This window comes from Gilliamella sp. ESL0254 (genome assembly GCF_013344985.1).
Lineage (GTDB): Bacteria > Pseudomonadota > Gammaproteobacteria > Enterobacterales > Orbaceae > Gilliamella > Gilliamella bombicola.
This window is the reverse complement of the sequence record NZ_JAAEDU010000003.1, coordinates 126,040-150,210: the sequence shown is the minus strand read 5'-3', so window position 1 is coordinate 150,210 and position 24,171 is coordinate 126,040. Positions and strand designations below refer to the sequence as shown.

The 24,171-nt window shown below is 38.5% G+C and carries 18 protein-coding genes; 9 read left to right on the top strand and 9 right to left on the bottom strand.

What is annotated here, in order from left to right; genetic code table 11:
* Position 1: 1 nt before the first annotated feature.
* From GYX25_RS08880 to GYX25_RS08855, 6 genes are all read left to right on the top strand, one after another.
* The gene (locus GYX25_RS08880; protein ID WP_091348827.1) at positions 2 to 304 is read left to right on the top strand and encodes an AtuA-related protein; all 303 of its coding nucleotides are present in this window, start codon (positions 2 to 4) and stop codon (positions 302 to 304) included.
* A 226-nt stretch (positions 305 to 530) separates the two neighbouring features.
* The gene (gene rpsP / locus GYX25_RS08875; protein ID WP_034900786.1) at positions 531 to 779 is read left to right on the top strand and encodes a 30S ribosomal protein S16; all 249 of its coding nucleotides are present in this window, start codon (positions 531 to 533) and stop codon (positions 777 to 779) included.
* A gap of 22 nt (positions 780 to 801) precedes the next feature.
* On the top strand, positions 802 to 1,332 hold the full coding sequence (gene rimM / locus GYX25_RS08870) for a ribosome maturation factor RimM (RefSeq protein ID WP_091348823.1): 531 nt from the start codon (positions 802 to 804) through the stop codon (positions 1,330 to 1,332).
* Between the two features lie 16 nt (positions 1,333 to 1,348).
* On the top strand, positions 1,349 to 2,101 hold the full coding sequence (trmD, locus tag GYX25_RS08865; protein ID WP_174787204.1) for a tRNA (guanosine(37)-N1)-methyltransferase TrmD: 753 nt from the start codon (positions 1,349 to 1,351) through the stop codon (positions 2,099 to 2,101).
* Positions 2,102 to 2,134: 33 nt separating this feature from the next.
* Entirely contained in the window at positions 2,135 to 2,485 is a 351-nt protein-coding gene (rplS, locus tag GYX25_RS08860) for a 50S ribosomal protein L19 (protein WP_034900792.1), read from the top strand.
* A gap of 145 nt (positions 2,486 to 2,630) precedes the next feature.
* The gene (locus GYX25_RS08855; protein ID WP_091348817.1) at positions 2,631 to 3,233 is read left to right on the top strand and encodes a MarC family protein; all 603 of its coding nucleotides are present in this window, start codon (positions 2,631 to 2,633) and stop codon (positions 3,231 to 3,233) included.
* Between the two features lie 76 nt (positions 3,234 to 3,309).
* Here the strand turns inward: GYX25_RS08855 and GYX25_RS08850 are convergent, their stop codons facing one another.
* Genes GYX25_RS08850 through lysA form a run of 4 tightly spaced genes read right to left on the bottom strand, consistent with a single transcriptional unit; the run spans position 3,310 to position 8,746 of the window.
* Positions 3,310 to 4,704 (bottom strand): amino acid permease, encoded by a 1,395-nt coding sequence (locus GYX25_RS08850; protein WP_091348814.1) that lies wholly within the window; start codon positions 4,702 to 4,704, stop codon positions 3,310 to 3,312.
* A gap of 53 nt (positions 4,705 to 4,757) precedes the next feature.
* The gene (locus tag GYX25_RS08845) at positions 4,758 to 5,864 is read right to left on the bottom strand and encodes an alanine/ornithine racemase family PLP-dependent enzyme (RefSeq protein ID WP_091348811.1); all 1,107 of its coding nucleotides are present in this window, start codon (positions 5,862 to 5,864) and stop codon (positions 4,758 to 4,760) included.
* Between the two features lie 25 nt (positions 5,865 to 5,889).
* Positions 5,890 to 7,296: an APC family permease gene (locus GYX25_RS08840; protein ID WP_091348808.1), complete on the bottom strand. Its 1,407-nt coding sequence runs from the start codon at positions 7,294 to 7,296 to the stop codon at positions 5,890 to 5,892.
* 52 nt (positions 7,297 to 7,348) lie between these two features.
* On the bottom strand, positions 7,349 to 8,746 hold the full coding sequence (lysA, locus tag GYX25_RS08835) for a diaminopimelate decarboxylase (protein ID WP_174787203.1): 1,398 nt from the start codon (positions 8,744 to 8,746) through the stop codon (positions 7,349 to 7,351).
* 257 nt (positions 8,747 to 9,003) lie between these two features.
* On the opposite strand from lysA, the gene GYX25_RS08830 reads away from it, so the two are divergent.
* Positions 9,004 to 10,443, top strand: coding sequence for a sigma-54 interaction domain-containing protein (locus GYX25_RS08830; protein WP_091348802.1), 1,440 nt, complete (start codon positions 9,004 to 9,006; stop codon positions 10,441 to 10,443).
* Positions 10,444 to 10,462: 19 nt separating this feature from the next.
* On the opposite strand, the gene GYX25_RS08825 is transcribed toward GYX25_RS08830, so the two are convergent.
* Positions 10,463 to 11,644, bottom strand: a complete 1,182-nt coding sequence (locus tag GYX25_RS08825) for an NAD(P)/FAD-dependent oxidoreductase (protein ID WP_174787202.1) — start codon at positions 11,642 to 11,644, stop codon at positions 10,463 to 10,465.
* Between the two features lie 378 nt (positions 11,645 to 12,022).
* On the opposite strand from GYX25_RS08825, the gene gltB reads away from it, so the two are divergent.
* Entirely contained in the window at positions 12,023 to 16,480 is a 4,458-nt protein-coding gene (gltB, locus tag GYX25_RS08820; RefSeq protein WP_174787201.1) for a glutamate synthase large subunit, read from the top strand.
* Positions 16,481 to 16,493: 13 nt separating this feature from the next.
* A complete protein-coding gene (locus GYX25_RS08815; protein ID WP_174787200.1) occupies positions 16,494 to 17,906 on the top strand; it encodes an FAD-dependent oxidoreductase in 1,413 nt (470 codons plus the stop codon).
* Positions 17,907 to 19,488: 1,582 nt separating this feature from the next.
* Here GYX25_RS08815 and GYX25_RS08810 read toward each other — a convergent pair.
* The 4 genes from GYX25_RS08810 to GYX25_RS08795 all read right to left on the bottom strand — a co-directional run bounded on the left by GYX25_RS08810 (position 19,489) and on the right by GYX25_RS08795 (position 24,099).
* A complete protein-coding gene (locus GYX25_RS08810) occupies positions 19,489 to 21,144 on the bottom strand; it encodes a hypothetical protein (protein WP_174787199.1) in 1,656 nt (551 codons plus the stop codon).
* 320 nt (positions 21,145 to 21,464) lie between these two features.
* A complete protein-coding gene (gene trmL / locus GYX25_RS08805; RefSeq protein ID WP_091348758.1) occupies positions 21,465 to 21,950 on the bottom strand; it encodes a tRNA (uridine(34)/cytosine(34)/5-carboxymethylaminomethyluridine(34)-2'-O)-methyltransferase TrmL in 486 nt (161 codons plus the stop codon).
* Between the two features lie 18 nt (positions 21,951 to 21,968).
* On the bottom strand, positions 21,969 to 23,348 hold the full coding sequence (gene cpxA / locus GYX25_RS08800; RefSeq protein ID WP_091348754.1) for an envelope stress sensor histidine kinase CpxA: 1,380 nt from the start codon (positions 23,346 to 23,348) through the stop codon (positions 21,969 to 21,971).
* Between the two features lie 28 nt (positions 23,349 to 23,376).
* Entirely contained in the window at positions 23,377 to 24,099 is a 723-nt protein-coding gene (locus GYX25_RS08795; protein WP_091348751.1) for a response regulator, read from the bottom strand.
* Between the last annotated feature and the right edge of the window lie 72 nt (positions 24,100 to 24,171).

Sequence of the window (24,171 nt, the reverse complement as noted above, 5' to 3'; positions counted from 1 at the left end):
AATGAAACTAAGACAGCTTGCGCATTCAAGAACTGGAGATAAAGGAAATATATCAAACATTTCTGTCATTGCTTATGACATCAATAACTATGAAAAACTAAAGGCCACAGTAACCGCTGATAAAGTAAAAGAATTCTTTTCAGATACGGTAAAAGGAAAAGTAATTCGTTATGAACTACCTAGTATTGGTGCATTAAATTTTGTCATGTACGAAGCATTAGGCGGTGGCGTTACACGTTCTTTAGCTCTTGATATGCATGGTAAAGGCCTTAGTGCTGCATTGATGGATATGGATATAGAATAGCGCTTTTCCTATATTTATATTGTATATTATGACTTCAAAATCCCAACAAAGTTAGTTGTTGGGATTTTGATTTATTCTATTTTCAATAAATACACTTTTTAAGCTACTACTTGGTATTGATAAGAAACAGCCATTGCACTTTTTGCTAGAAAGAGTATAATTCTGGGGCTTTGATTTTGTCCGTGTTGGGCAGAAAAAAGATTATTTTTTAATTTAAGAGGATGTTATGGTAACTATTCGTTTAGCTCGTGGTGGCTCTAAAAAGCGCCCTTTTTATCAAGTAGTTGTCACTGATAGCCGTAACCCACGTGATGGTCGTTTTATTGAGCGCGTTGGCTTTTTTAATCCAATTGCACAAGGTAAAGCAGAAGAATTACGTTTAGATCTTGATCGCGTAAATCATTGGGTTGGTTTAGGTGCAACAGTTTCTGATCGTGTTAACGCATTGATCAAACAAGCACAAAAAGCTGCTTAATTTAGTAATTAATAGTCCTGTAATGATGAATACTGAGAATCTCATTGTTGTTGGTAAACTTGGTTCAAGCTACGGCATTCGCGGGTGGCTCAGGATTTTTTCGTTTACAGAATTTCCAGATAACATTTTTGATTACACCCCTTGGTATATCCAGCGTGCTGGGCAATGGCAAGAAGTAATCGTAGAAAGCTTTAAACCACATAATCATGATATGATTGTGAAACTCAAAGGCATTGATGATCGCGATCAAGCAATTGCATTAACCAATATCGAAGTATTTGTTGATGCAGAAAAATTACCAGCACTTAGTAATGGTGATTTTTATTGGAAGGATCTCATTGGCTGTCGAGTCAAAACAGTTAATGGTTATGACTTAGGCCTGGTGACAGATTTAATGGAAACCGGCTCTAATGATGTATTGGTTGTTAAAGCAAACCTAAAAGATGCATTTGGAGCAACAGAACGTTTGATTCCTTTTGTTGAAGATCAATTTATTAAACAAGTAGATTTAACAACAAAAACGATTGTGGTCGATTGGGATCCAGCTTTTTAATTGGTAAGGTAAAACTATGTGGATTGGCATTATTAGCCTTTTTCCCGAAATGTTTCAAGCCATTACCTGTTATGGCGTGACTGGTCGAGCAGTTAAAAACGGACTGTTAACAGTAGATTATTGGAACCCGCGCGATTTTGCGCATGACAAGCATAAGACTGTTGATGACAGACCTTATGGTGGCGGTCCAGGCATGTTAATGATGGTACAACCACTAAAAGATGCAATTCATGCGGCAAAAACAGTAGCTGGGGACGATACAAAAGTAATCTATCTTTCCCCACAAGGGCGCAAATTAAACCAACAAGGTGTTTGCGAATTGTCCCAAAATGAAAAACTAATTTTAATTTGTGGACGATACGAAGGCATAGATGAACGCGTTATCCAAACCGAAATTGATGAAGAATGGTCAATTGGGGATTACGTGTTAAGTGGCGGTGAATTACCGGCGATGACAATGATTGATGCACTTGCAAGATTTATTCCTGGTGTATTAAATCATCAATCATCAGCAGAGGAAGACTCTTTTGCTAACGGTTTACTCGATTGTCCACACTATACTCGGCCTGAGGTGTTAGATGGAATGGCGGTGCCTGATGTGTTAATGTCTGGTCACCATGAAGCGATTCGTCGTTGGCGATTGAAACAATCACTAGGACGAACTTGGTTAAGAAGAGAAGATCTTCTTGCAAATCTAGCTCTGACTGATGAAGAGCAATGTTTACTTGCTGAATTTAAACATGAATACAGTAATAAACAAAGCGATTAATATTTCAGTGTAACTAGCATAAGAGATAACATTATGAAAAATGCAATTATTCAGCAATTAGAACAAGAACAAATGAAAAAAGACATCCCGTCTTTTCGCCCTGGTGACACGGTTGAAGTAAAAGTATGGGTTGTTGAAGGTAACAAAAAACGTCTTCAAGCTTATGAAGGTGTCGTCATTGCGATTCGTAATCGTGGTTTACATTCTGCATTTACAGTACGTAAAATTTCGAATGGCGAAGGTGTTGAACGAGTATTCCAAACTCACTCACCAATTGTTGATTCAATTACTGTGAAACGTCGTGGTCAAGTACGTCAAGCTAAACTTTACTACTTACGCGAACTTCGTGGTAAAGCAGCTCGAATTAAAGAGCGCCTTAACTAACTTTTTATTGGCTATCAATAAAAAATATCAGATTAAGATGGTCACCTTTATGGTGACCGTTTTTATATATGATAAAAATAATGTCAACGTAGCAATAACGTTGATAAATTGACGTAGTTTAAAAAATTAATATAAAAGATGAGCTATGATTGACTATATTTTTGCTATTTTATCCACAACAGTAAAACTATTTGCATTAATGACGCCACCAGCTGTCCTGAGTGCATTTTTAAGTGGCACTAAACAATATGATGAACAGCTACGACGTAAAACTGCACTCAAAACATCTTGTTCTGTTTTTATCATTGGCATAGTACTATTCTTTTTTGGTAACACCATGTTTAGCGTTTTCGGTTTTACTCTTGATGCATTTCGTATTGGTTCAGGAGCATTATTGTTCATTACTGCAGTTTCGCTTATGAACGATTCGCCAGAAAAAAACAAAATTAACAGTGACGATGATATTAGCGTTGTCCCACTTGCTATCCCACTATGTATGGGGCCTGCATCTATTGGTACCATCATCGTTATGGGGACAAGCTCAATTGGAATTGTATCAAATACGGTTGGCGCTATTTCATTATTTGTTGCATCAATGGGAATTTACATTATGCTGTTATGCGCCAAAACTATTGCAAAAGTATTAAAAAATACAGGCATTGCGATTTTATCAAAACTAACAGGATTACTCATATCTGCCATTGCAGCACAAGTTGTGTTTACGGGAATATCCGCCTTTTTAAAATAACCAAATACAATAACTCAAAACTGATTGTATGTAATCACACTTAAATAATATTGCTAAGTGATTACATACAATTACATTAATAACTTTTGATTGGATTTCGCTTTTTATAAAAAAAGTAAGAGATAAGAATAGCGATAACTAAAACCACTTCTGACAACAAAATAAAGTAACCCGACTCGCCAAACCACACTCCAATAATAATAACAATATTCATAATAATAGAAATGACAGCAAGCCAAGGAAACAATGGTGATTTGAACTTAATCATCTCTTTAGGATATTTACCACTATTCACCCCGTGACGAAATTGATACTGGCACCAAGCAATAATAATCCACGCAAAACACCCAACTTGGCCAGTGCTTGCGACTAAATAAATATAAAGCTTTTCTGCTGCAATGTACTTAGAAAACAAAGAGACTAATGCAATAATAGCAATAAATAGTATGCCTTTTGTAGGCACACCTCGTTGATTGACTTCTGAAAAATATTTTGGTGCCAAATTATCTTGAGCCATAGACCATAACATTCTTGAACTAGCATAAATTGCTGAGTTAGCTGCAGATATAGCTGCACAAAAAATAACAAAAAGCATCATATACGAAGCAAATGTAATTCCGGCTTGGTTAAATACCCATACAAACGGGCTAATTTCATCATGTACTGTTCCGTATGGATAAACAAGTGCTAAAACGGCAATAGCTAAAACATAAAATAAAATAACACGAAAAGCAACGCCAGTAATAATTTTAGGTAATACTGATTGAGGAGATTGCGCTTCACCTGCAGCATTCCCAATTAATTCGATGCCTTGAAATGAGTAAGTTACAATAGTCATACAAACAAAAATTGAAAAAAAACCATTGGGAAACCACCCACTCTCTGTTCTGAATGTTGGCAATACCTGTGTTTGGGTATATTGATGATAAAGTAAATAAACACCAATACAAATAAAAGCAATAATCGCAAATACTTTGATCGTTGAAAAACAATACTCACTTTCGCCAAATGCACGAACTGAAATTAAATGCACTGACGTAATGATAACTAAAATGAAAAGGCTAAAAATATAGATAGGAATGGAAGGAAAAACTTGGTTAGCGATCATTGATGCTGCAGTCAAATCGGCAGCCATAGATAACACCCAACTTAACCAATATAACCAACCTATTGTATAACTCCAAATTGGATTGGGTATAAACATTAACGCATAATGTTGAAAAGAGCCTGCATGAGGAAATGCACAAGAAAGCTCGCCTAAACATAACATAGTTGAAAGCATTATGCAGCCTGCCATTAAATAGGCGATAATGGTTCCTAATGGCCCAACCGTACTCAGTGGAGATGCGATACCGATAAATAACCCAGTACCAATCGAACCACCTAAAGAAATCATCAAAAGGTGACGATTTTTTAAATTTTTCTTTAAACTACTGGGATAAGGGCTTTCTTGTGATTCTGATGTTGTCATGTAAACCGCCTAATAATCAATAAAAACTGCTGGTTGCCCAGCAGCTAACACAATTAATAAATAAACCGTTTTTCTACACCATTTGTTTGGCAAGCCATAAGTAAGGCTGTGTAATCAAGTTCAAAGCCGATCACATCACCGACATGTAATGTTTCAGAAACATCTTCGATATCAACAATAGTATGATCACTCGTTTGCCCTAAAACAGTAATCTTATCATTGATAGGCACACAGCTTTCCGCTGGTACATCTTGCCGTCCAAACGCAAGAAGTGCTCGTTTGCGTGTACCGTTATCAACAAACGTTTTACTGTTTAAAAATGCATCTACACCTAACTCACCAACAGGAACCGTTGGCTTGCGATTAACTTCAATAACTTGCGCATATAATTTATACAAATTACTACACGCTTTATCAACAGGTTTGTTTGAATGGTGAAATTCATCCAGATATTTCATATCTACATACTCAATACCAAACTCATGCAATCCACCTATTCTTAAGTGATTCAACCCTTCAGGCCAAATACCTTTATCTAATAGATGGTAGCTTGTACAATTACCTGCCGATAAATATTTAATTTTAATATTACAAGACTCTTCTACTTTACGCGCAATATGTAAAAAGTCTACTCCATTTTTTACTGTTGGTAAAACGGTACCATAGCAGTTAAAATTGGTGCCAAGCCCATAGAGCTCAACACCCGGTAAAGAAAGAATTAATTTAACCATATCAATAATTTCATCAATATGTTCAAACCAAATACCTTCTCGTAAATCCCCCATATCTACCATCAATAAAACTTGATGAACTTTTTGTTGCTTAACTGCTTCATCAGAAAGTGCTTGAATAACTTGCTTTTCGCTATTTAGGCTAATATCAGCATATTTAACCACATCACTAATTTCACTTAAACAAGGACTACGCAATAAGCATGTTTTACAATTTAAAGCTTCTTTCAATTTTTTTAAATTGTAAGTTCTTGACTCGGCAATCACATCAATACCTCCGTCAAGTACAGCTTTGGCGGTTTCTATGCAGCCATCAAAAACTTTATTAACAGCCATCACTTCAATGCCGTGTTTAGCTAATAACTCTTTTTCAACACGAGCATTATTTCTTAATTTGCGCAAATCAATTTCTAATATAGGTTTGTACATATACTTACTCCTCTATATATTGTTACTACTGCAAACGGTTACGCTTTTGTGCTCGATAATAAATCCACTCAGCTAAACCAATAGCAAGCACAGCACCACCCACTATTTTGGCAATATACTCAACATATCCCCCCATATCAATTTGGGCTGGTGGAATAAAGACCAAAATTACAGCAAATAGCGTTGATAAAAAACCTAATGCAGGTAAAACAATTGGCATAACCTTACCTGGAATTTTAAAGCTACGCGGTACATCAGGTTGAGTAAAGCGTAAACGATAATACGCAATAAACATCACCAAATACGGAATAAAATAACAAATTGTTGTAAGTGCTGTTAACATCCAATATGCCGCAGCAATACTTGGTGACACAAACGTTGAAAAACAAAGCACAGTCACAATAATTGCTTGAATAATTAAAGCAAAAGCAGGGGTTTTATATACTGGGTGTAAACGACCGATACGTTCACCAAGTAAATTATCTTCTTTTGATGCTTCTTGTAACATATAAATAGGGCCTACTAACCACGAGTTAATTTGTCCTAATGCACCAAAGAATAAACAAATTGCCATAACAGGTAATAACCAAGGCATATGTAATTCATTGGCAGCAGCTTCCATCGCCTGCATAACACCCGCAACAATATCGGTATCTTCTGCAGGTAACAACGTATTAATTGCCCATGAACCCACCATATAAATACCAACAATGACAACAGCTGAAACCAACATCGCTTTTGGAAAATCACGCTGAGGATCACGAGTCCGCCCAGCAATCATTGGTGCCACTTCAAGACCTGCGAACGCAAACATCATGCTAGATAAAAATACGATAGTATCCCAACTGCTTAAATCAGGAATCCAATCACTAACATGGCTATAGCTCGTTGCCATTGGATGACCCATTAACAACCATACAATAGCTAAAACAATAAGAATAGCAGCAGGAATAAATACACCAAGCCATGCACTAACACTATTGATAATTTTAGTCCATTGCATTCCCCTAATATTCATTAGTGTCAAAATCCAAAATACAACCATAGAACCAACACCAATAAATACTTGGTTTTGAGCTAAATCAGCACTAAACATATACCCTATTGCAGTAAAACCAAATTGCAACATTAATGGGAAGAAAAGCACACAAGAAAACAAAAAACAAACAACAACAATCCAACCGATACGTTTACCAAATGCTTCTTTTACCCACACAAAAATCCCACCATCTTTTGGCCAGCCGGTTGAAAGTTCACCACACACCATTGCTAATGGAAAGAATAAACAAAATGCGGCAAGTAACCAAAGTACCATTGCTGATGCGCCATATGGAGCAACATTCGGAATTTGGCGTAAACTCAGTATTGCAATGACATTCATAAACACAATGTCTTTAATACCCAGCAAACTTGAATCTTTAGAATCACTCATAATAACCTCACTTTATAATATCTGGAGCATAAAATGCCCCAGATATTGATGATTAATATATGTCGTACCCAACCATATCTTCGTAAGTGTCCTCGCGGCGAATCAATCGATCTTTACCCTCTTTATCTATCATTACAACAGAGGTACGAGGACGATTGTTATAAACAGTTTGGCTTTCGATGGTATAAGCACCAGCATCAAGGAAAGCAACAATATCGCCGATTTGAGTATCTTTTGGCATTAAGAATTCTTCACCTTTAACACCGACATGGAAGTAGTCCCCCCCATCACATAAAGGACCTGCCAATTTGATGTATTCATCATGTGTTTCATTAATTTTAGAGGCATTATAAACATAGAAGAACCAATCAAAATGTTGGCTATCGGATAAAACACTATAACCCGCATCAACAAATTTCCATTCAACATGTTCTTCAATATTACCGTCTAAATCGTAATTAGTTTTACGTTTTTCGCAGGCAACTTCAGTTACAAGAACACCAGCAGAGCTTGTTACTTTACGACCTGGCTCAATACAGATTTCAACATCAGTGCGCCACTTGTGCACTTCATTAATAACAGCATCAGCAAAATCTTGTGCGGTAATACCTGCATACATATTATCTTCTAATGGATTACCATTTTCTTCGTCATATTTATATGGAACAGGAATTCCCCCACCTACATTGATTAAATCAAATTTAATACCAAGCACTTCTTCTAAACGACGTGATTCATCAACTAAAACCTTCGTTGCTTTAGCAAAAGGCTCTGCTTCAGGCACCTGATCACCAACATGCATATGTAAACCACGTAAATGAACATATGGCATTGCCAAAATACGACGACATGTCTCTTCTGCTTGTTCTAAATCAATACCTGATTTAGCATGATAAGCCGTTACCAATTCTGCGTGAGTTGCTGATGGAACATTTGGCTCAACACGCACACAAACATTTGCTACTTTTTTCAAACGTTTTGATATTTCATCAATAATATCAAGTTCATATAAACTATCTACGTTGATAATATAAAGATCATTTTGGATAGCAAATTCTAAATCCACAGGTTTTTTAACAACACCATTGAAAACAATTTGGCTACCAGAAAAACCGATTTCTAAACATTTACGCACTTCAAACATTGAGTTGGCTTCTGCGTAAATACCGGCATCTTTAATCGCTTTAAGCACGCCCATTACAGAACAGGTTTTTGACGCATAGAAAATTTTTGTGTTTGGATGCGCTTTAAATGCATTTTTGATTTCTTGCACATTACGATCAATTTCCTTTTCAGAAAACACATAAAAAGGGGTTGGATATTTTTCGGCTAACTTTTCTAAATTAATACCATCAAAACATAGTTTGCCACTTTCAGCACTAAAACGACGATCTTTAGTTACAAGATCTGTACGTATTTTGTTATAATTTGACATAATTGAGTCAGACATATGACCTCCAGTTAATTAATACATAAAAGAACATAATGAATAAGAAAAATGGCTTCTCACCTGTAATGCAATCAGTATGCCAAATAAAAAAACAATAATAATCATTAAGTTAAAAAACAATCGTCATAAACAAAACTAGTCATATAGTGTAAAATATATCTTTATGACAAAAATCCGTCATTCCAGTGAGAGTTGAAAAGGATTTAAATTAACCTAAGCAAGATCTAAAAAATAATTCAAAATTAAAGGGCACTAATATCATGACAATCGATCCTGAATTATTACAATCGCTAGATATATTTAAACATTTTTTTGATCTAATCCATCAACCAATAGCCATTATCAATAAGGAAGGAAAATATATTTATTATAATCAAGAAAGTGCAGAACTAGATGGTTATCCGATGGAACAAGCTATTGGTAAACCCATACTTAAAGTTTATCCAAAGATGAGAAAAGAAGACAGCACCATGCTGCAAGCTCTACAACAAGGCAAAGAATATCAAGATAATTACCAAAGCTATTACAATCATGTCGGCAAGCTTGTTGACTACATGCACACAACTGTGCCACTTTATAACACAAATAAAGAAATTATTGGCTCAATAGAAATAGGACGAAATTTATCTACTGTAAGGCAATTACAAGACCAAGTATTTACCCTAAATAGCAAGTTATACCAAAACAAAGAACAGCCATTACCCGAAATCGTTTTTGTTTCTCAAAAAATGCAACAGGTTATCGATCAAACCAATGTGTTAGGTGCAAATGATGTTCCTGTATTAATTGTTGGTGAAACAGGTACAGGTAAAGAGCTATTTGCCCGTTTAATACACCAAACAAGTCAACGCCGACAAAAACCCTTCATATCCCTTAATTGTAGCGCATTGCCGACGACACTAATTGAGAGCACATTATTCGGTACAGTAAAAGGCGCATTCACGGGTGCAGAAACTCGACAAGGTTATTTAGAACTTGCCAATGGTGGTACATTATTTCTTGATGAATTAAACGCCATGCCCTTAGATATGCAAAGCAAATTATTACGATTCTTACAGGAAAAAACCTATTGGCCACTAGGTGGTAATAAAGAAATGTATTCTGATGTTCGTATTGTTGCAGCGATGAACGAATCACCAGCAGAATTACTAAAAACAGGAAAAATGAGAAACGACCTGTTTTATCGATTAAACGTTGGTTTAATAAAGCTCCCAGCTTTACGCGACAGAACAGAAGACATCCCTGTTTTAGCGCGCTATTTTATTGATAAACATAAAAACGATATAAATATCATCATCAGCGGTATCAGTGAACATGCACTACAACAATTAATATCAGCTCCTTGGCCTGGCAATGTCAGGATGCTTGAAAATGCAATAGTCAGAAGTATGGTATTACAAAGCGAACCCGGTGAATTACAGCATATCACACTTGATGACGAGCTATTTGACCTCAATAGTTCATTTTATCAGGACGAGAACAGCAGTAAACCAGACAAAATAGCACAAAACACATCACCAAATGGAAACAACTTAACCCAACAAGTAGAAAACTATGAACGACAACTTATCATTGATGCCTTAAACCAAGCCAATGGTAAAATTATCACAGCGGCAAAAATATTAAATATTTCACGCACAACTTTACAATATAAAGTCAAAAAATATCATATTCAAATGGGGGTAATTAGTGATTAATCTAATCACCCCAAAACAATCAATCAAACGCTTGAGCACAAGCGAAAGCACTACTCCAAGCCCATTGAAAATTATACCCTCCTAGCCAACCTGACACATCAACGACTTCGCCAATAAAATAAAGATTGGGCTGTTTTTTTGCCTCCATAGTTTTTGATGATAACGCATCAGTACCTACCCCACCTAATGTTACCTCGGCAGTACGATATCCTTCCGTACCATTAGGGACAATGGACCATTGCGTCAAGGTATCATAAAGATTTTGTTGCTGTTTAGGAGTAAGTTGCTTCACTGTTAAATCAGACACTAAATTTAATTGTATTAATGCTTCAATGAGTCTTTTAGGTAAAATCTGCGCTAAACAATTTTTTATATTTTGATTGCGATTTGCTTCAAGTAATGGTTTAAATTCCGTTTCGAATTGTCTATCAGGTAACAAATTAATCTTAATTGCTTCACCAGTTTGCCAATAGCTTGAAATTTGCAAAATGGCAGGACCCGATAATCCCCGATGAGTAAATAACAAATTATCTTTAAAACAAATTTTTGAGTTCGACACTTCAACCGGCACCGAAATACCAGACAGCGTTGACAGCACCTCTAACAAGGGTTTATGCAGTGTAAAAGGCACTAAGCCAGCCTTTACAGCAACAACCGGCAGATCAAATTTTTCGGCAATTTTATATCCTACCGACGTCATACCCAACGCAGGCATAGATAATCCACCTGTTGCAATAATAACTTTATCACTCTCAATTAAACCTTTTGAAGTATGTAATTTAAATTTCTCAGTATCAGATTCAATATCATTAAGTTGCGTTTGCAACATAAAACTCACGCCACCTTTTTGACACTCTTTAACTAACATATTCACAATCTGTTGAGCTGAATCATCACAAAACAACTGCCCATGATCTTTTTCATGATAAGCGATATGATATTGATTAACCAAATGAATAAAATCCCACTGCGTATAACGTTTTAATGCCGATTTACAAAAATGCGGATTTTGGGACAAATAGTGCTTAGCCTCAATATTCAAGTTAGTAAAATTACATTTCCCCCCGCCAGACATTAAAATTTTGCGTCCTACTTTTTTACCATTATCAATCACAGTAACATCATAGCCCTTTTGCCCCAGCAAGCCGGCACAAAAAAGCCCTGCAGCGCCAGCGCCTACAATTGTAATTTTCGTTTGCATAATTGAGATATTAAAAATTCACAGATAATAAATTATAACAGTATACAACCACCACTAATAGCCATTGAATTTTGCAATATGTTTTATACTAAAATAAACATTTTAATGAAACTTTTTAACAAAAAAGAAAAAGAACTTATATCCCAAATATCCACCAAAATTGCCAAAATCTAGTATTGACTTATAAAACCATTAAAAATCATAGCAATAATTACCATTATTAGCTTTATTAATAACGCCAATAACAGTTATTAAAAGATTGACTTATAAGTAATATTTATTTGACCAAAATACGATTTTTCTTTAATTTCATAGCCAATATGGGATTAATGCCTATACTTTCTCAAATTATAAAAGCGATGAACTAGAGGCAATGATATGTTATATAACCAGCATCATGAAAAAGATAACTGCGGATTTGGGCTAATTGCTCACATTGAAGGGCAACCAAGTCATAAAGTGGTGCGTACAGCAATTCACGGTTTAGCCAGAATGCAACACCGTGGCGCCATTTTATCTGATGGAAAAACAGGCGATGGGTGCGGCCTTTTATTACAAAAACCTGACCGTTTTTTTAGATTAGTAGCACAAGATGCAGGTTGGCGATTAGCGACCAATTATGCCGTTGGTATGCTGTTTTTAAGCCAAGACGAAAAAGAAGCACAAGCAAGCCGCGAGATTGTTGAACAAGAACTCGCTGAAGAAACCTTATCTATTCTAGGTTGGCGTGAAGTACCGATTGATAAAAGCGTACTGGGCGAAATAGCATTATCATCACTACCCAAAATAGAACAAGTATTTGTCAACGCCCCTGCCGGTTGGACAAAAATCGATTTAGAACGCCGCTTATATATGGTGCGTCGTCGAATTGAAAAACGGGTGAAAGACGACACATTTTACGTTTGCAGCTTCTCCAATCAGGTCAATATCTATAAAGGCTTATGTATGCCTAAAGATTTACCTCGATTCTATTTAGATTTGGCCGATATCCGCATGGAAACGGCAATTTGTTTATTCCATCAACGGTTCTCAACTAATACCGTGCCACGTTGGCCATTAGCGCAACCTTTTCGCCATCTGGCGCATAATGGTGAAATCAATACCATCGAAGGTAACCGCCAATGGGCAAAAGCGCGCTCATACAAATTTAAAACGCCCCTCATTCCGGACTTACAAGATGCCGCACCGTTTGTTAATGTCACCGGCTCCGATTCAAGTTCATTAGATAACATGCTAGAGCTATTCCTTGTTGGTGGGATGGATATTGTACGAGCTATGCGCCTGCTTGTACCTCCTGCTTGGCAAAATAACCCTGACATGAACGAAGACCTACGTGCCTTTTTCGATTTCAACTCAATGCATATGGAGCCTTGGGATGGGCCTGCGGGTATTGTCATGTCAGATGGACGTTATGCGGCATGTAATTTAGACCGTAATGGATTACGTCCTGCGCGTTATGTAATAACGACAGACAAACTTATTACCTGTGCCTCTGAAATTGGTATCTGGGACTATCAACCTGATGAAGTTGTCACTAAAGGTCGTGTTGGCCCGGGTGAATTATTAGTTATCGATACCGAAGAAGGTCGCATATTACAATCGTCTGAAACAGACAACGATTTACAAAAACGTCATCCTTATAAAGAATGGATGGCAAAAAATGTTAAACAGCTAATACCATTTGAAAACCTACCTGATGATAACATTGGTTCACGCAATTACGACGATACGTTACTTGCCACTTATCAGAAACAGTTTGGTTATAGCGCTGAAGAGCTTGACCAATGCATTCGTGTACTCGGTGAAAATGGCCAAGAAGCCACTGGATCAATGGGTGATGATACGCCGTTTGCCGTATTATCAAGTAGACCTCGTTTAATTTATGACTATTTCCGCCAAAAATTTGCACAGGTCACAAATCCGCCTATCGATCCACTACGTGAAGCGCATGTTATGTCACTTTCAACCAGCATCGGCCGAGAAATGAATGTATTTGCCGAAGCAGAAGGTCAAGCGCATCGCGTGGCATTTAAATATCCCGTTTTAGTTTATTCTGATTTACAACAATTAACCGAGTTAGAGTCGCGTTACTACAAATCAGAAACATTAGACATCACTTATGACATTGATGGCAGCCTACGTGATGCCATTGAACAATTATGTGGTGATGCCGAAGCAAAAGTGCGTAATGGCACAGTCTTACTGATTTTATCAGATAAAAACATCGCAGCCGATCGCTTACCAATTCCGGCACCAATGGCGGTGGGTGCTGTACAACAACGCTTAGTTGAAAAGAATTTACGTTGTGATGCCAATATCATTGTTGAAACCGCAAGTTGTCGTGATCCACATCAATTTGCAGTACTGCTTGGTTTTGGAGCAACAGCAATTTACCCTTACTTAGCCTATGAAACCTTAGGTCAAATGGTCGATAATGGCACAATAAATAAATCTTATCGCGAAGCAATTCTTAATTACCGCAATGGGATCAACAAAGGCCTATACAAAATCATGTCTAAAATGGGGATATCAACCGTTGCCTCTTATCGCTGCTCAAAACTGTTTGAAGCGGTGGGATTACATAAAGATGTGGTTGAGCTTTGTTTCCAAGGTGTCACTAGCCGTATTAGTGGCGCTAACTTTGATGATTTTACACAAGACCAATTTAACTTATCGAAAAGTGCATGGTTAAAAAGAAAACCATTAGAACAAGGTGGACTACTTAAATTTGTCCATGGTGGCGAATATCATGCCTATAACCCAGATGTGGTACAATCACTACAAAAAGCGGTCAATAATGGCAATTATGACGATTACAAACGTTATACTGATATCGTTAATAATCGCCCTATTGCCACATTACGTGATTTATTAAAGCTCAATCCACCTAAAGATGCAGCTATTCCACTGGAACAAGTCGAACCTGAAGAATCGCTATTCAAACGCTTTGACTCAGCCGCCATGTCAATTGGTGCACTGAGCCCTGAAGCGCACGAATCGCTTGCCGAAGCCATGAATACACTCGGTGGTTTCTCCAATTCAGGTGAAGGCGGTGAAGATCCAGCACGCTACAACACCATAAAAGTCTCGCGCATAAAACAAGTTGCATCAGGCCGTTTTGGCGTAACGCCAAGTTACTTAATGAGTGCTGATGTTATTCAAATTAAAGTCGCACAAGGAGCAAAACCGGGGGAAGGTGGTCAGCTACCTGGTGATAAAGTCACACCGTATATAGCAAAATTACGTTTTTCGGTACCGGGTGTCACATTGATTTCGCCGCCGCCTCATCACGACATCTATTCAATTGAAGACTTGGCACAACTTATTTTTGACCTTAAACAGATTAACCCTAACGCAATGATTTCGGTCAAATTAGTATCTGAACCCGGGGTTGGAACCATTGCAACTGGTGTTGCTAAAGCTTATGCTGATCTCATCACCATTTCTGGTTACGACGGGGGAACCGGAGCTAGCCCATTAACATCGGTCAAATATGCCGGCTCACCTTGGGAACTTGGTCTGGTTGAAACACAACAATCCTTAGTCGCTAATGGATTACGCCACAAAATCCGTCTACAAGTTGACGGTGGATTAAAAACCGGTACCGATATTGTCAAAGCTGCCATTTTAGGGGCAGAAAGCTTTGGATTTGGAACTGGTCCAATGGTCGCATTGGGTTGTAAATATCTGCGTATTTGTCACCTTAATAACTGTGCAACAGGTGTTGCAACACAAGATGAAAAATTACGTAGCGAGCACTATCATGGCCTGCCAGAAAAAGCCATGAACTACTTCCGCTTTATTGCACGTAATACACGGGAAGTGATGGCAGAACTAGGCGTAAGTCGAATTGTCGATTTAATCGGACGGACTGATTTATTATTAGAACTTGATGGCATCACTGCGAAACAACAAAAACTAGATCTATCTGGACTGCTAAAAACCGCCACCCCACTTGAAGGCAAACCGGTTTACTGCATAGAAGATAACAAACCATTTGATAAAGGGGTACTCAATAAAGAGATCCTCACACAAGCACAACAATTTGTTGATAACCGTCAAAGCAAAAGCTTCTATTTTGACATTCAAAACACCGATCGCTCGGTTGGCACAAGCCTATCAGGCTATATTGCTCAAAAATATGGCGATCAAGGCTTAGTCACCGATCCGATCTCGCTAAACTTCAACGGCACGGCGGGGCAAAGTTTTGGTGTATGGAATGCTGGTGGTGTAGATCTAACCCTAACTGGCGATGCCAACGACTATGTTGGTAAAGGCATGGCTGGTGGACGCATTGTCATTCGCCCACCGCAAGGCTCGGCATTTTTAAGTCATGAAGCAACCATCGCGGGCAACACCTGCTTATATGGCGCAACAGGTGGCAAATTATTTGCCGCAGGCCGAGCAGGTGAACGATTTGCCGTACGTAATTCCGGTGCCATCAGCGTTGTTGAAGGCATTGGTGATAATGGATGTGAATATATGACAGGCGGTATTGTTTGTATACTTGGAAAAACAGGGGTCAACTTCGGTGCGGGTATGACAGGTGGGTTTGCTTATATCTTAGATGAAGATGGCGAACTACACAAACGCATCAACAAAGAGCTAGTCGAAATGCTAAACGTCGCAAATTACGCCATTCATGAAGAACACCTTCGCGGTTTAATTATGGAACACGCTCAACTAACCCACTCATCACGAGCCGAAAATATTTTGGCTAATTGGGCCAATTTTGCTAAACAATTTGCCCTAGTCAAACCAAAATCCAGTGATGTCAAAGCACTACTTGGACACCGCAGTCGCTCATCGGCAGAACTGCGCGTTCAAGCACAGTAAGGAGAACACGAAAATGAGTCAAAATGTTTATCAGTTTATCGATTTACAACGTGTTGATCCGCCTAAAAAATCGTTAAACATCCGCAAAATTGAATTTGTTGAAATTTATGAGGGCTTTTCTGCCTCGCAATCACAAGCACAAGCCGATCGTTGTCTGGCTTGTGGTAATCCTTATTGTGAATGGCGCTGCCCTGTACATAACTATATTCCCAATTGGTTAAAACTGGTTAACGAAGGTAAAATTCTAGAAGCGGTAGAACTTTCGCACCAAACCAACAGTCTACCGGAAGTTTGTGGTCGAGTCTGTCCACAAGATCGCCTTTGTGAAGGCTCTTGCACCTTAAATGCCGAATTTGGTGCGGTTACCATTGGAAATATTGAACGTTATATTACGGATGAGGCCTTTAAAATGGGATGGAAACCCAACCTATCGAATGTTGAACAAACAGGGCTAAAAGTCGCCATTATTGGTGCAGGCCCGGCAGGCCTTGCATGTGCTGATGTATTAGTGCGCAATGGTGTAACACCGGTGGTGTTTGACCGTCACCCTGAAATTGGCGGATTACTAACATTTGGTATCCCTGCTTTCAAATTAGACAAAGAAGTACTCATTAACCGACGCCGCATATTTACCGAAATGGGCATTGAATTCAGACTAAATACCGAAGTAGGCAAAACCGTGCAATTAGCCGACCTAATCAATGAATTTGATGCCGTATTTGTTGGTGCAGGTACTTATCAATCAATGCGAGCAGGCCTTGAAAACGAAGATGCAAATGGTGTTTACGATGCATTGCCATTTTTAATTGCCAATACCAAGCACCTTATGCAACATCAACAAACCCAAGATGCACCTTACATTGACATGAAAAATAAACGTGTAGTTGTGCTTGGTGGTGGTGATACGGCAATGGACTGTGTACGCACCTCGATTCGCCAAGGCGCTAGCGAAGTCACTTGTGCTTATCGCCGAGACGAAGCCAATATGCCAGGCTCAAAGCGAGAAGTAAAAAACGCCAAAGAAGAAGGCGCACAGTTTCAATTTAATGTACAACCACTAAGCATTGAAATTAACAGCACTGGGCAAGTGACAGGCGTAAAAATGGTCCGAACCGAGCTTGGCGAGCCCGATGCAAAAGGTCGACGTTCGCCAGTCATGATTGAAGGTTCAGAATTTGTCCTCCCTGCCGATGCAGTGGTAATGGCATTTGGATTTAAGCCACATGCTATGCCGTGGTTGGAAGAACAAGGGGTTGATTTTGATGCACAAGGTCGAATCATTGCGCCAGAAGCTAACGGTTACCAAACGAGTAATGCTAAAATTTTTGCCGGTGGCGATGCCGTTCGGGGGTCGGATTTAGTGGTAACGGCGATTAATGAAGGGCGCAAAGCGGCTGAAGGTATTTTGAATTATTTGGAAGTTTGAAGGTTGTTGTAGTTTAAATTAAAATTAAATTAGATATTAGTATAAGCCCGCTTGTTATAAGCGGGCTTTTTAATGGGGTTTTGGGGTTTTTGGTTAAAAATCACACAAAAAAACTTTAATAAAATCAATACATTTTCTGACCGATTTTTGGGCGGAAAATCGGGCCTTTTTTGTTTTGGTGAATAGGATGGATTGGGTGCGGTGGTTTCGGACGTTTTGACCGTTGGTGAACAAAATAGCTACAGTGACCACGTCCGAGTCAGGGAATTAAAGCGAATTCCCTGACAACCCACGCTTTGGCTGCAGAATGTGGCCTACGGCTGCCCTCCTCCGTCGCTCGGTCTTGACGCACCGGCTATGATTCGCTCCCGGCGAAGCATAGCCTCGCCAAACATCCCTGTTTGGCGTGCTGACCTCGCTCTGTTGTCGGCACATTCTGACGCCGGAATAAAACAAACAACATAACCATCTTTTTTGGAAGATATTATGTTTTTATAATTATATGATTTATTTTAATTAAACGCCTGCACGGCGTTAAGGCTATGTTGAAGAACAGTTACAAACTCGTAAATTTTCTAAACCGCCTATACGGCGTTAAGGGATAGCATTAGATTGTTAGATGAAAATGAAGATTTCTAAACCGCCTATACGGCGTTAAGGTAGAGCTTAAGATTTGATAAATCTTGCTGTATAAAGATAAACAACAATTTCATCTTTGAAAACCCTTTTTTTGAGGTGTTTTATAATTTATTGATTTTATTTAATTTTAAATTGTCGTTAAAAAAAGGGTTTGGAGCGGTTAAATTGCTGTTATTAGGGCGCTATTCGTCGTTTTGTTGATTTGTTGGATGTCGGTGCTTTGCTTAGGTTGTGTAAGTGATTGATTTAGCTTGAAAACAGCAAAATAAAAACTTCAATAAAATCAATACCTTTCCTGACCACTTTTTGGATGTAATTGCATTGTTTTTTAACACAAAAATAACTCACAAAAAAACACTAAAGGCTATGTTGTCTGTCTTATTCCGGCGTCAGAATGTGCCGACAACAGAGTGAGGTTAGCACGCCAAACAGGGATGTTTGGCGAGGCTATTCTCCGTCTGGAACGGATAATAGCCGGTGCGTTAAGACCGAGCGGCGTCGGACAAATTTGTCTGGAACAAATTTGAACACCTGAGCATAGCGAAGGTGGCCTCGAAGAGGCGAGTATCAGGATGATACGAGTAGCGTAGCCGTAGGCCACATTCTGTAGCCAAAGCGTGGGATTGCAAAGGGAATTCGCTTTAATTCCCTTTGCTCGGACGTGGTCACTGTGGCTATTTTGTTCACCCAAGGTCAAAACGTCCGAAACCTTGCCGTACTATAAATAGACCACGAATTTAAACCACCACAGCGTAATCACTAGAATTGCCATCGACACTTTCAGCGTCGCCGGCGGGGGCGGCGCGATTGTGGCTTCGCCGCAACAGCGCAACCCTAAGGGAAATGCCCCAACTTGCGCGGGGGCGTTATTCTTTGTTAGATTATCCTCTCAGGCACCATAACCGCCCCCGCGGCCCAAGGATTAAGGAATAAACGCTAAAAACTAAGGTGCGGTGCAAACAGCGTAATCACTGTAGGAAACGCTGCCGCTGAACACGTAGCCGTTGTACGAGTAGACAAAGAACCCATTGCTACCTGTTGCGTCGCCTGTCCAGTAGAAGCTGTTGACGAAGCCCGCATCAGCGTAGTCGTACATGTCGCCCCACTCCGTGAAAAATCCTGCACCTATGTGACGCTTGTAATAATTATCAGATGAGGATGGCAAGGCGCCAGAAATAGGATTACTACCAGTTCTGACTGCATTGGTTAAATCCTTAACCTGTGGCAAATGATAACCCAAACGACTACACCAAGTGGATTGGGTAGATTGAGAACCAGTTTTATTACCCCGATTGACGAACCACTGCTTTAACACAAACCCATACCTCACCTCATTACCACTTCTTCTATCCCTACCGACCAACTCAAATCTCTGTGGCAAAGATGGGACGGTTAAAGGACTAGGATTATCTGAATATATCTGAGTATCATCAGCCCTAGGACCGCTTAACCTAACACGTGCGACAACTTTTCCCCTATCAACACTAGGAATCCAACTATCACTAGGTGTAACACTTGTCACCGTAGCTGTTATATTACCATTCGTGACAACAGACCACGTCAACTGACTTGCATCGACGCCACCTATGTCCAAATCAAAATACAATCCATCAGCACCTGTAGTTGGAAAGTTTAAGTCGTAAGATGCAGAATCGTTAGACTGAGTTAAAAAACCCTTATTAGGGTCCCATATGTTAGATGGGCCTGCGTGATTGCTTGTACCACGGTTAAGATTCGGCCTTGCGTGACAAACAACCGGACCACTGTCATACGGATTGATATAATAGTCCACCGTAGCTCCACTAAAACTAGTTCTACTAGGAACACCGTACTGGGTCTGTAAATATCCCCCTGTACTACTTAATCTTACCCTATAAGGTGCCTTACATTTACTTAATGCTTCGTTACGACTAACTGTATTGCCATCCTTATCCGTAAACGATACCGATATACTCCCCGATACACCATTTACAGCCGGCTCATCTCCATCATCATCTCGCCAATAATTATACCTTGTGACCAAATCACTTAAACTCACTGAATTAGTTGATGATGGGACTATCATTTCTATATGACTTAAATTACTCCCAACGTACGGCAAACTGATTGGATTTGTTGCACTTGATGTATTACTAGATGGCGTGATTACCTGACCATCCTGCAACCGAATTGACAACAATTTATCCGTTGATGTGGCTTTTGTTCGACCATTGTCGAATGTTAAATATGGCGCACTACCCACGATATATTTTGATGTATAAGCCGTTAATGCCACAGAACTCTGTGAATACGACAACAAGAACAACAACGCAAAGAACAACGCCGATTTAAGGAATCTAAATAATCTAAGTAAACTGAGTAAACCTGATAAGCCTGATAAGCTTGGTAAGCTTGGTAAGCTTGGTAAACCTGAAAATTTAAATAGAAGAGGTAAACGCCTTGACCTCGGCGATAACCCTACCGAAAACGTCTCCGATTTCGCTACGCGAAATGACCTCGCTGATGAAAATAAGAATTGTGTCTGATTTCGACTACGGTGAAAATTAAAAAGTTTTAGGGCGTAGGTTTGGCAGGCCATATGCCATATGCCATATGCCATAAATGGTAACGCATTTCGATCATCCTGTCAAGTAAATTTTTGTTTTATTTCGATTTTTTATAAATGACTGCTCTAATAATGAGCACTCCCTTGCTTTGAAAGCGATTAAATTATAACCGCTTGACCAATAATGCGCTACCTTTTTTGTTAAAAATTTGTAAAGTTTTGTTAAAGGATGAGTCAGCTTATGTGTGTGTGCTTTGGGGGGAGGGTGTTGGGCGGTGGTTTTTAGCTAAAAACCACCAAATAAAAACTTTAATAAAATCAATACCTTTCCTGACCGATTTTTTATGGAATTAGTTTTTTTGAAAGTGAATACTTTATTTTGCACCTACGTAATTTAATTGGCGCCACGATTCGTATACCACAACTGCTACCGAGTTAGATAAATTCATACTGCGGCTTGTTGCTAGCATGGGAATGCGTATTTTTTTGTTTTGGGGTAATAAGTCGAGTATGGTTGCAGGTAAACCTCGGGTTTCGGGACCAAACATTAAAAAGTCATTTGATTTGTAATTGACTTCGCTATGTGGTTTTTGTCCTTTTGTGGTTAGCGCATACAGTTGAGTTTGTAGGTCTATTTGGTTTTCGTCCATAAAGCAGTTAAAGTTTTTGTAGCGTTTTACATCCACAAATTCTTGATAATCAAGTCCTGCTCGTCTTAACTTTTTGTCGTCCCAAAAAAAACCCATAGGCTCAATAATATGTAAGTTAAAGCCTGTATTAGCACATAGGCGAATAATGTTACCAGTATTGGCTGGAATTTCGGGTTCAAATAAAACGATGTTTAAAGCTAGTGTGGACAAAACTTTTCTCTTCTATTTTTAATATTTATGAATTGGTAATATTATCACAATTCTCAGTCCACCAAGGTGACTTTTTTCTGCTTTGACAGTGCCGTGATCGCGGATGATGGCATTAGCGACAATAGCAAGCCCTAGCCCTGTTCCGCCTGATTCGCGGTCGCGAGCTTCGCTTGTGCGATAAAATGGTCTAAAAATCTGATCTAGTTCACTTTCTGAAACACCAGGGCCGTCGTCATCGATGGTTATGGTTATTTTTTGTTGTTGTACCGTAAAATTGATAATAACTTCTTTATTTGAATAACGAAATGCATTACGAATCACGTTTTCAAGCGCGCTACATAGGGCAATGGGGTAGCATAATATGGTTTGGTTGGTCGGCGGGGTTGCGACTAGAAATGTTTTTCCTATTTGTTCTGCTTCAAAAGCGGCGTTATCAAGCACTTGTTTAAATAGTACATTAATTTTATTAAATTCTCTAATTTCGTTATTGTCATATTGCTGTCTTGCCAATAAGAGCAAATCCCCAATCATTGAATCAAGTTTTAATGCTTCATTATTAATTCGTACAACTTCGCTACTTTCACCTTGTTTACGTCGCAATAATGAGGTCGCAAGTTGTAGGCGAGTTAAAGGAGTACGTAATTCGTGAGAAATGTCAGAAAACAAGCGCTGTTGCACATCTTGCATTCGCTTTAGTTCCCTTAACATGTGGTTAAAACTAGCACCCGTTGCTTTATATTCAGACGATCCGATTTGTTCAAGCTCTGGCCTTTCTTGTAAATTCCCTTTTGCTACTTGATCTGCTACTTGTTTTAAACGCCTTGCTGGTTTAGCTATACTCCAAGATAACCAAAGCAAAAACGGAGAACTTGCAAGCATAGTCAAGGTTAATAATAGCAAAGGGTGATCAAAAATGAAGTTAACAAATTGAGATTGCGTATCTGCGGCTTGTTGCAAAATATATAGTTGATATTCTGCATTAGCATAATGAAGCAAAAAAGGCCCTATAATTTCTTGGGAATCATAGATTTTTCTTGCTGGATCGGCAACATTATGCGATTTTTCACTGAAATTTTTAATTAAATCAATGTTTTTAGTTTCAGCGGTAATGATTTGTTCATTAGGTGTAACAATAAATAAAGATTGCCCTGGTTTTTGATGACTATCCATGACAACAATGAAACGCATCCACCACCGAAAGCTATCTTTAGGTATTTTAACAAGATCACGTTCAATTTGGTTGGCTAATAGGTTACCGCTTTCTTTATCTTTATTTGCTAAATAAGTCAAATTTCGAGAATCAAGACTCGGTAACACCATAATTAACATAAGAAAGAAAACTATAGTCAGCAAAAATATAGTAAAAATTCTGATTGTTAGGCGATCAAAAAGCCACATTTTAGCTGACCTTCATTTAAATATTATCTTATCCTTGCAACAAATCATCAGTTTGATCAATGACAAATAAATAGCCTTTAGAACGCAATGTTTTAATCCAAGGCAAACCATCGCTCCTAGGCGGAAGTTTTTTTCGTAAATTAGAAACATGAACATCAATCGATCGAGCAAGTGGAATAAACTCTTTGCCTAAAACGGTTTCACTTAATGTATCGCGCGATATTATTTTACCTGCGTTTTCAAGTAGTTTAAGCAATACTTGAAACTCCGTGCCCGTTAATTCAATATATTTGTTATCAAAATAGACTGATTGTTGTTTCCGATTTACATTCAGTTTATCAATAGTATATTGATTCTGCTTGTCTAAGTCATCATCAACGATATTATCCCAATGGGTTCTACGTAAAAGCGCATTGATCCGAGCAATAAGCTCTCTATCATTAAATGGTTTTAAGATGTAATCATCAGCACCAAGTTCAAGCCCAATAACTTTATCATACTCATTATCTTTAGCCGTCAAAAATATAACAGGGACTGTAAACCTACTTCTAAGTTGAGATAATACACTAAGTCCATTCATTTCAGGCATCATAATATCAAGTAAGATGAGATCTATTGTGCTGTCAAACTTTTCTAAAGCTTCAATACCATTATTAGCTACTTCAACTTGATATCCCTCTAATTCAAGTAATTCGCGTAATAATAAAGCAATTTCTGGATCATCATCAACTACAAGTAATTTACTACTCATTACAGGCCTCTTTATATAATACATTTTTGCTACTTTTTTACCTTAATAACCAATACAACTCATATATAACGT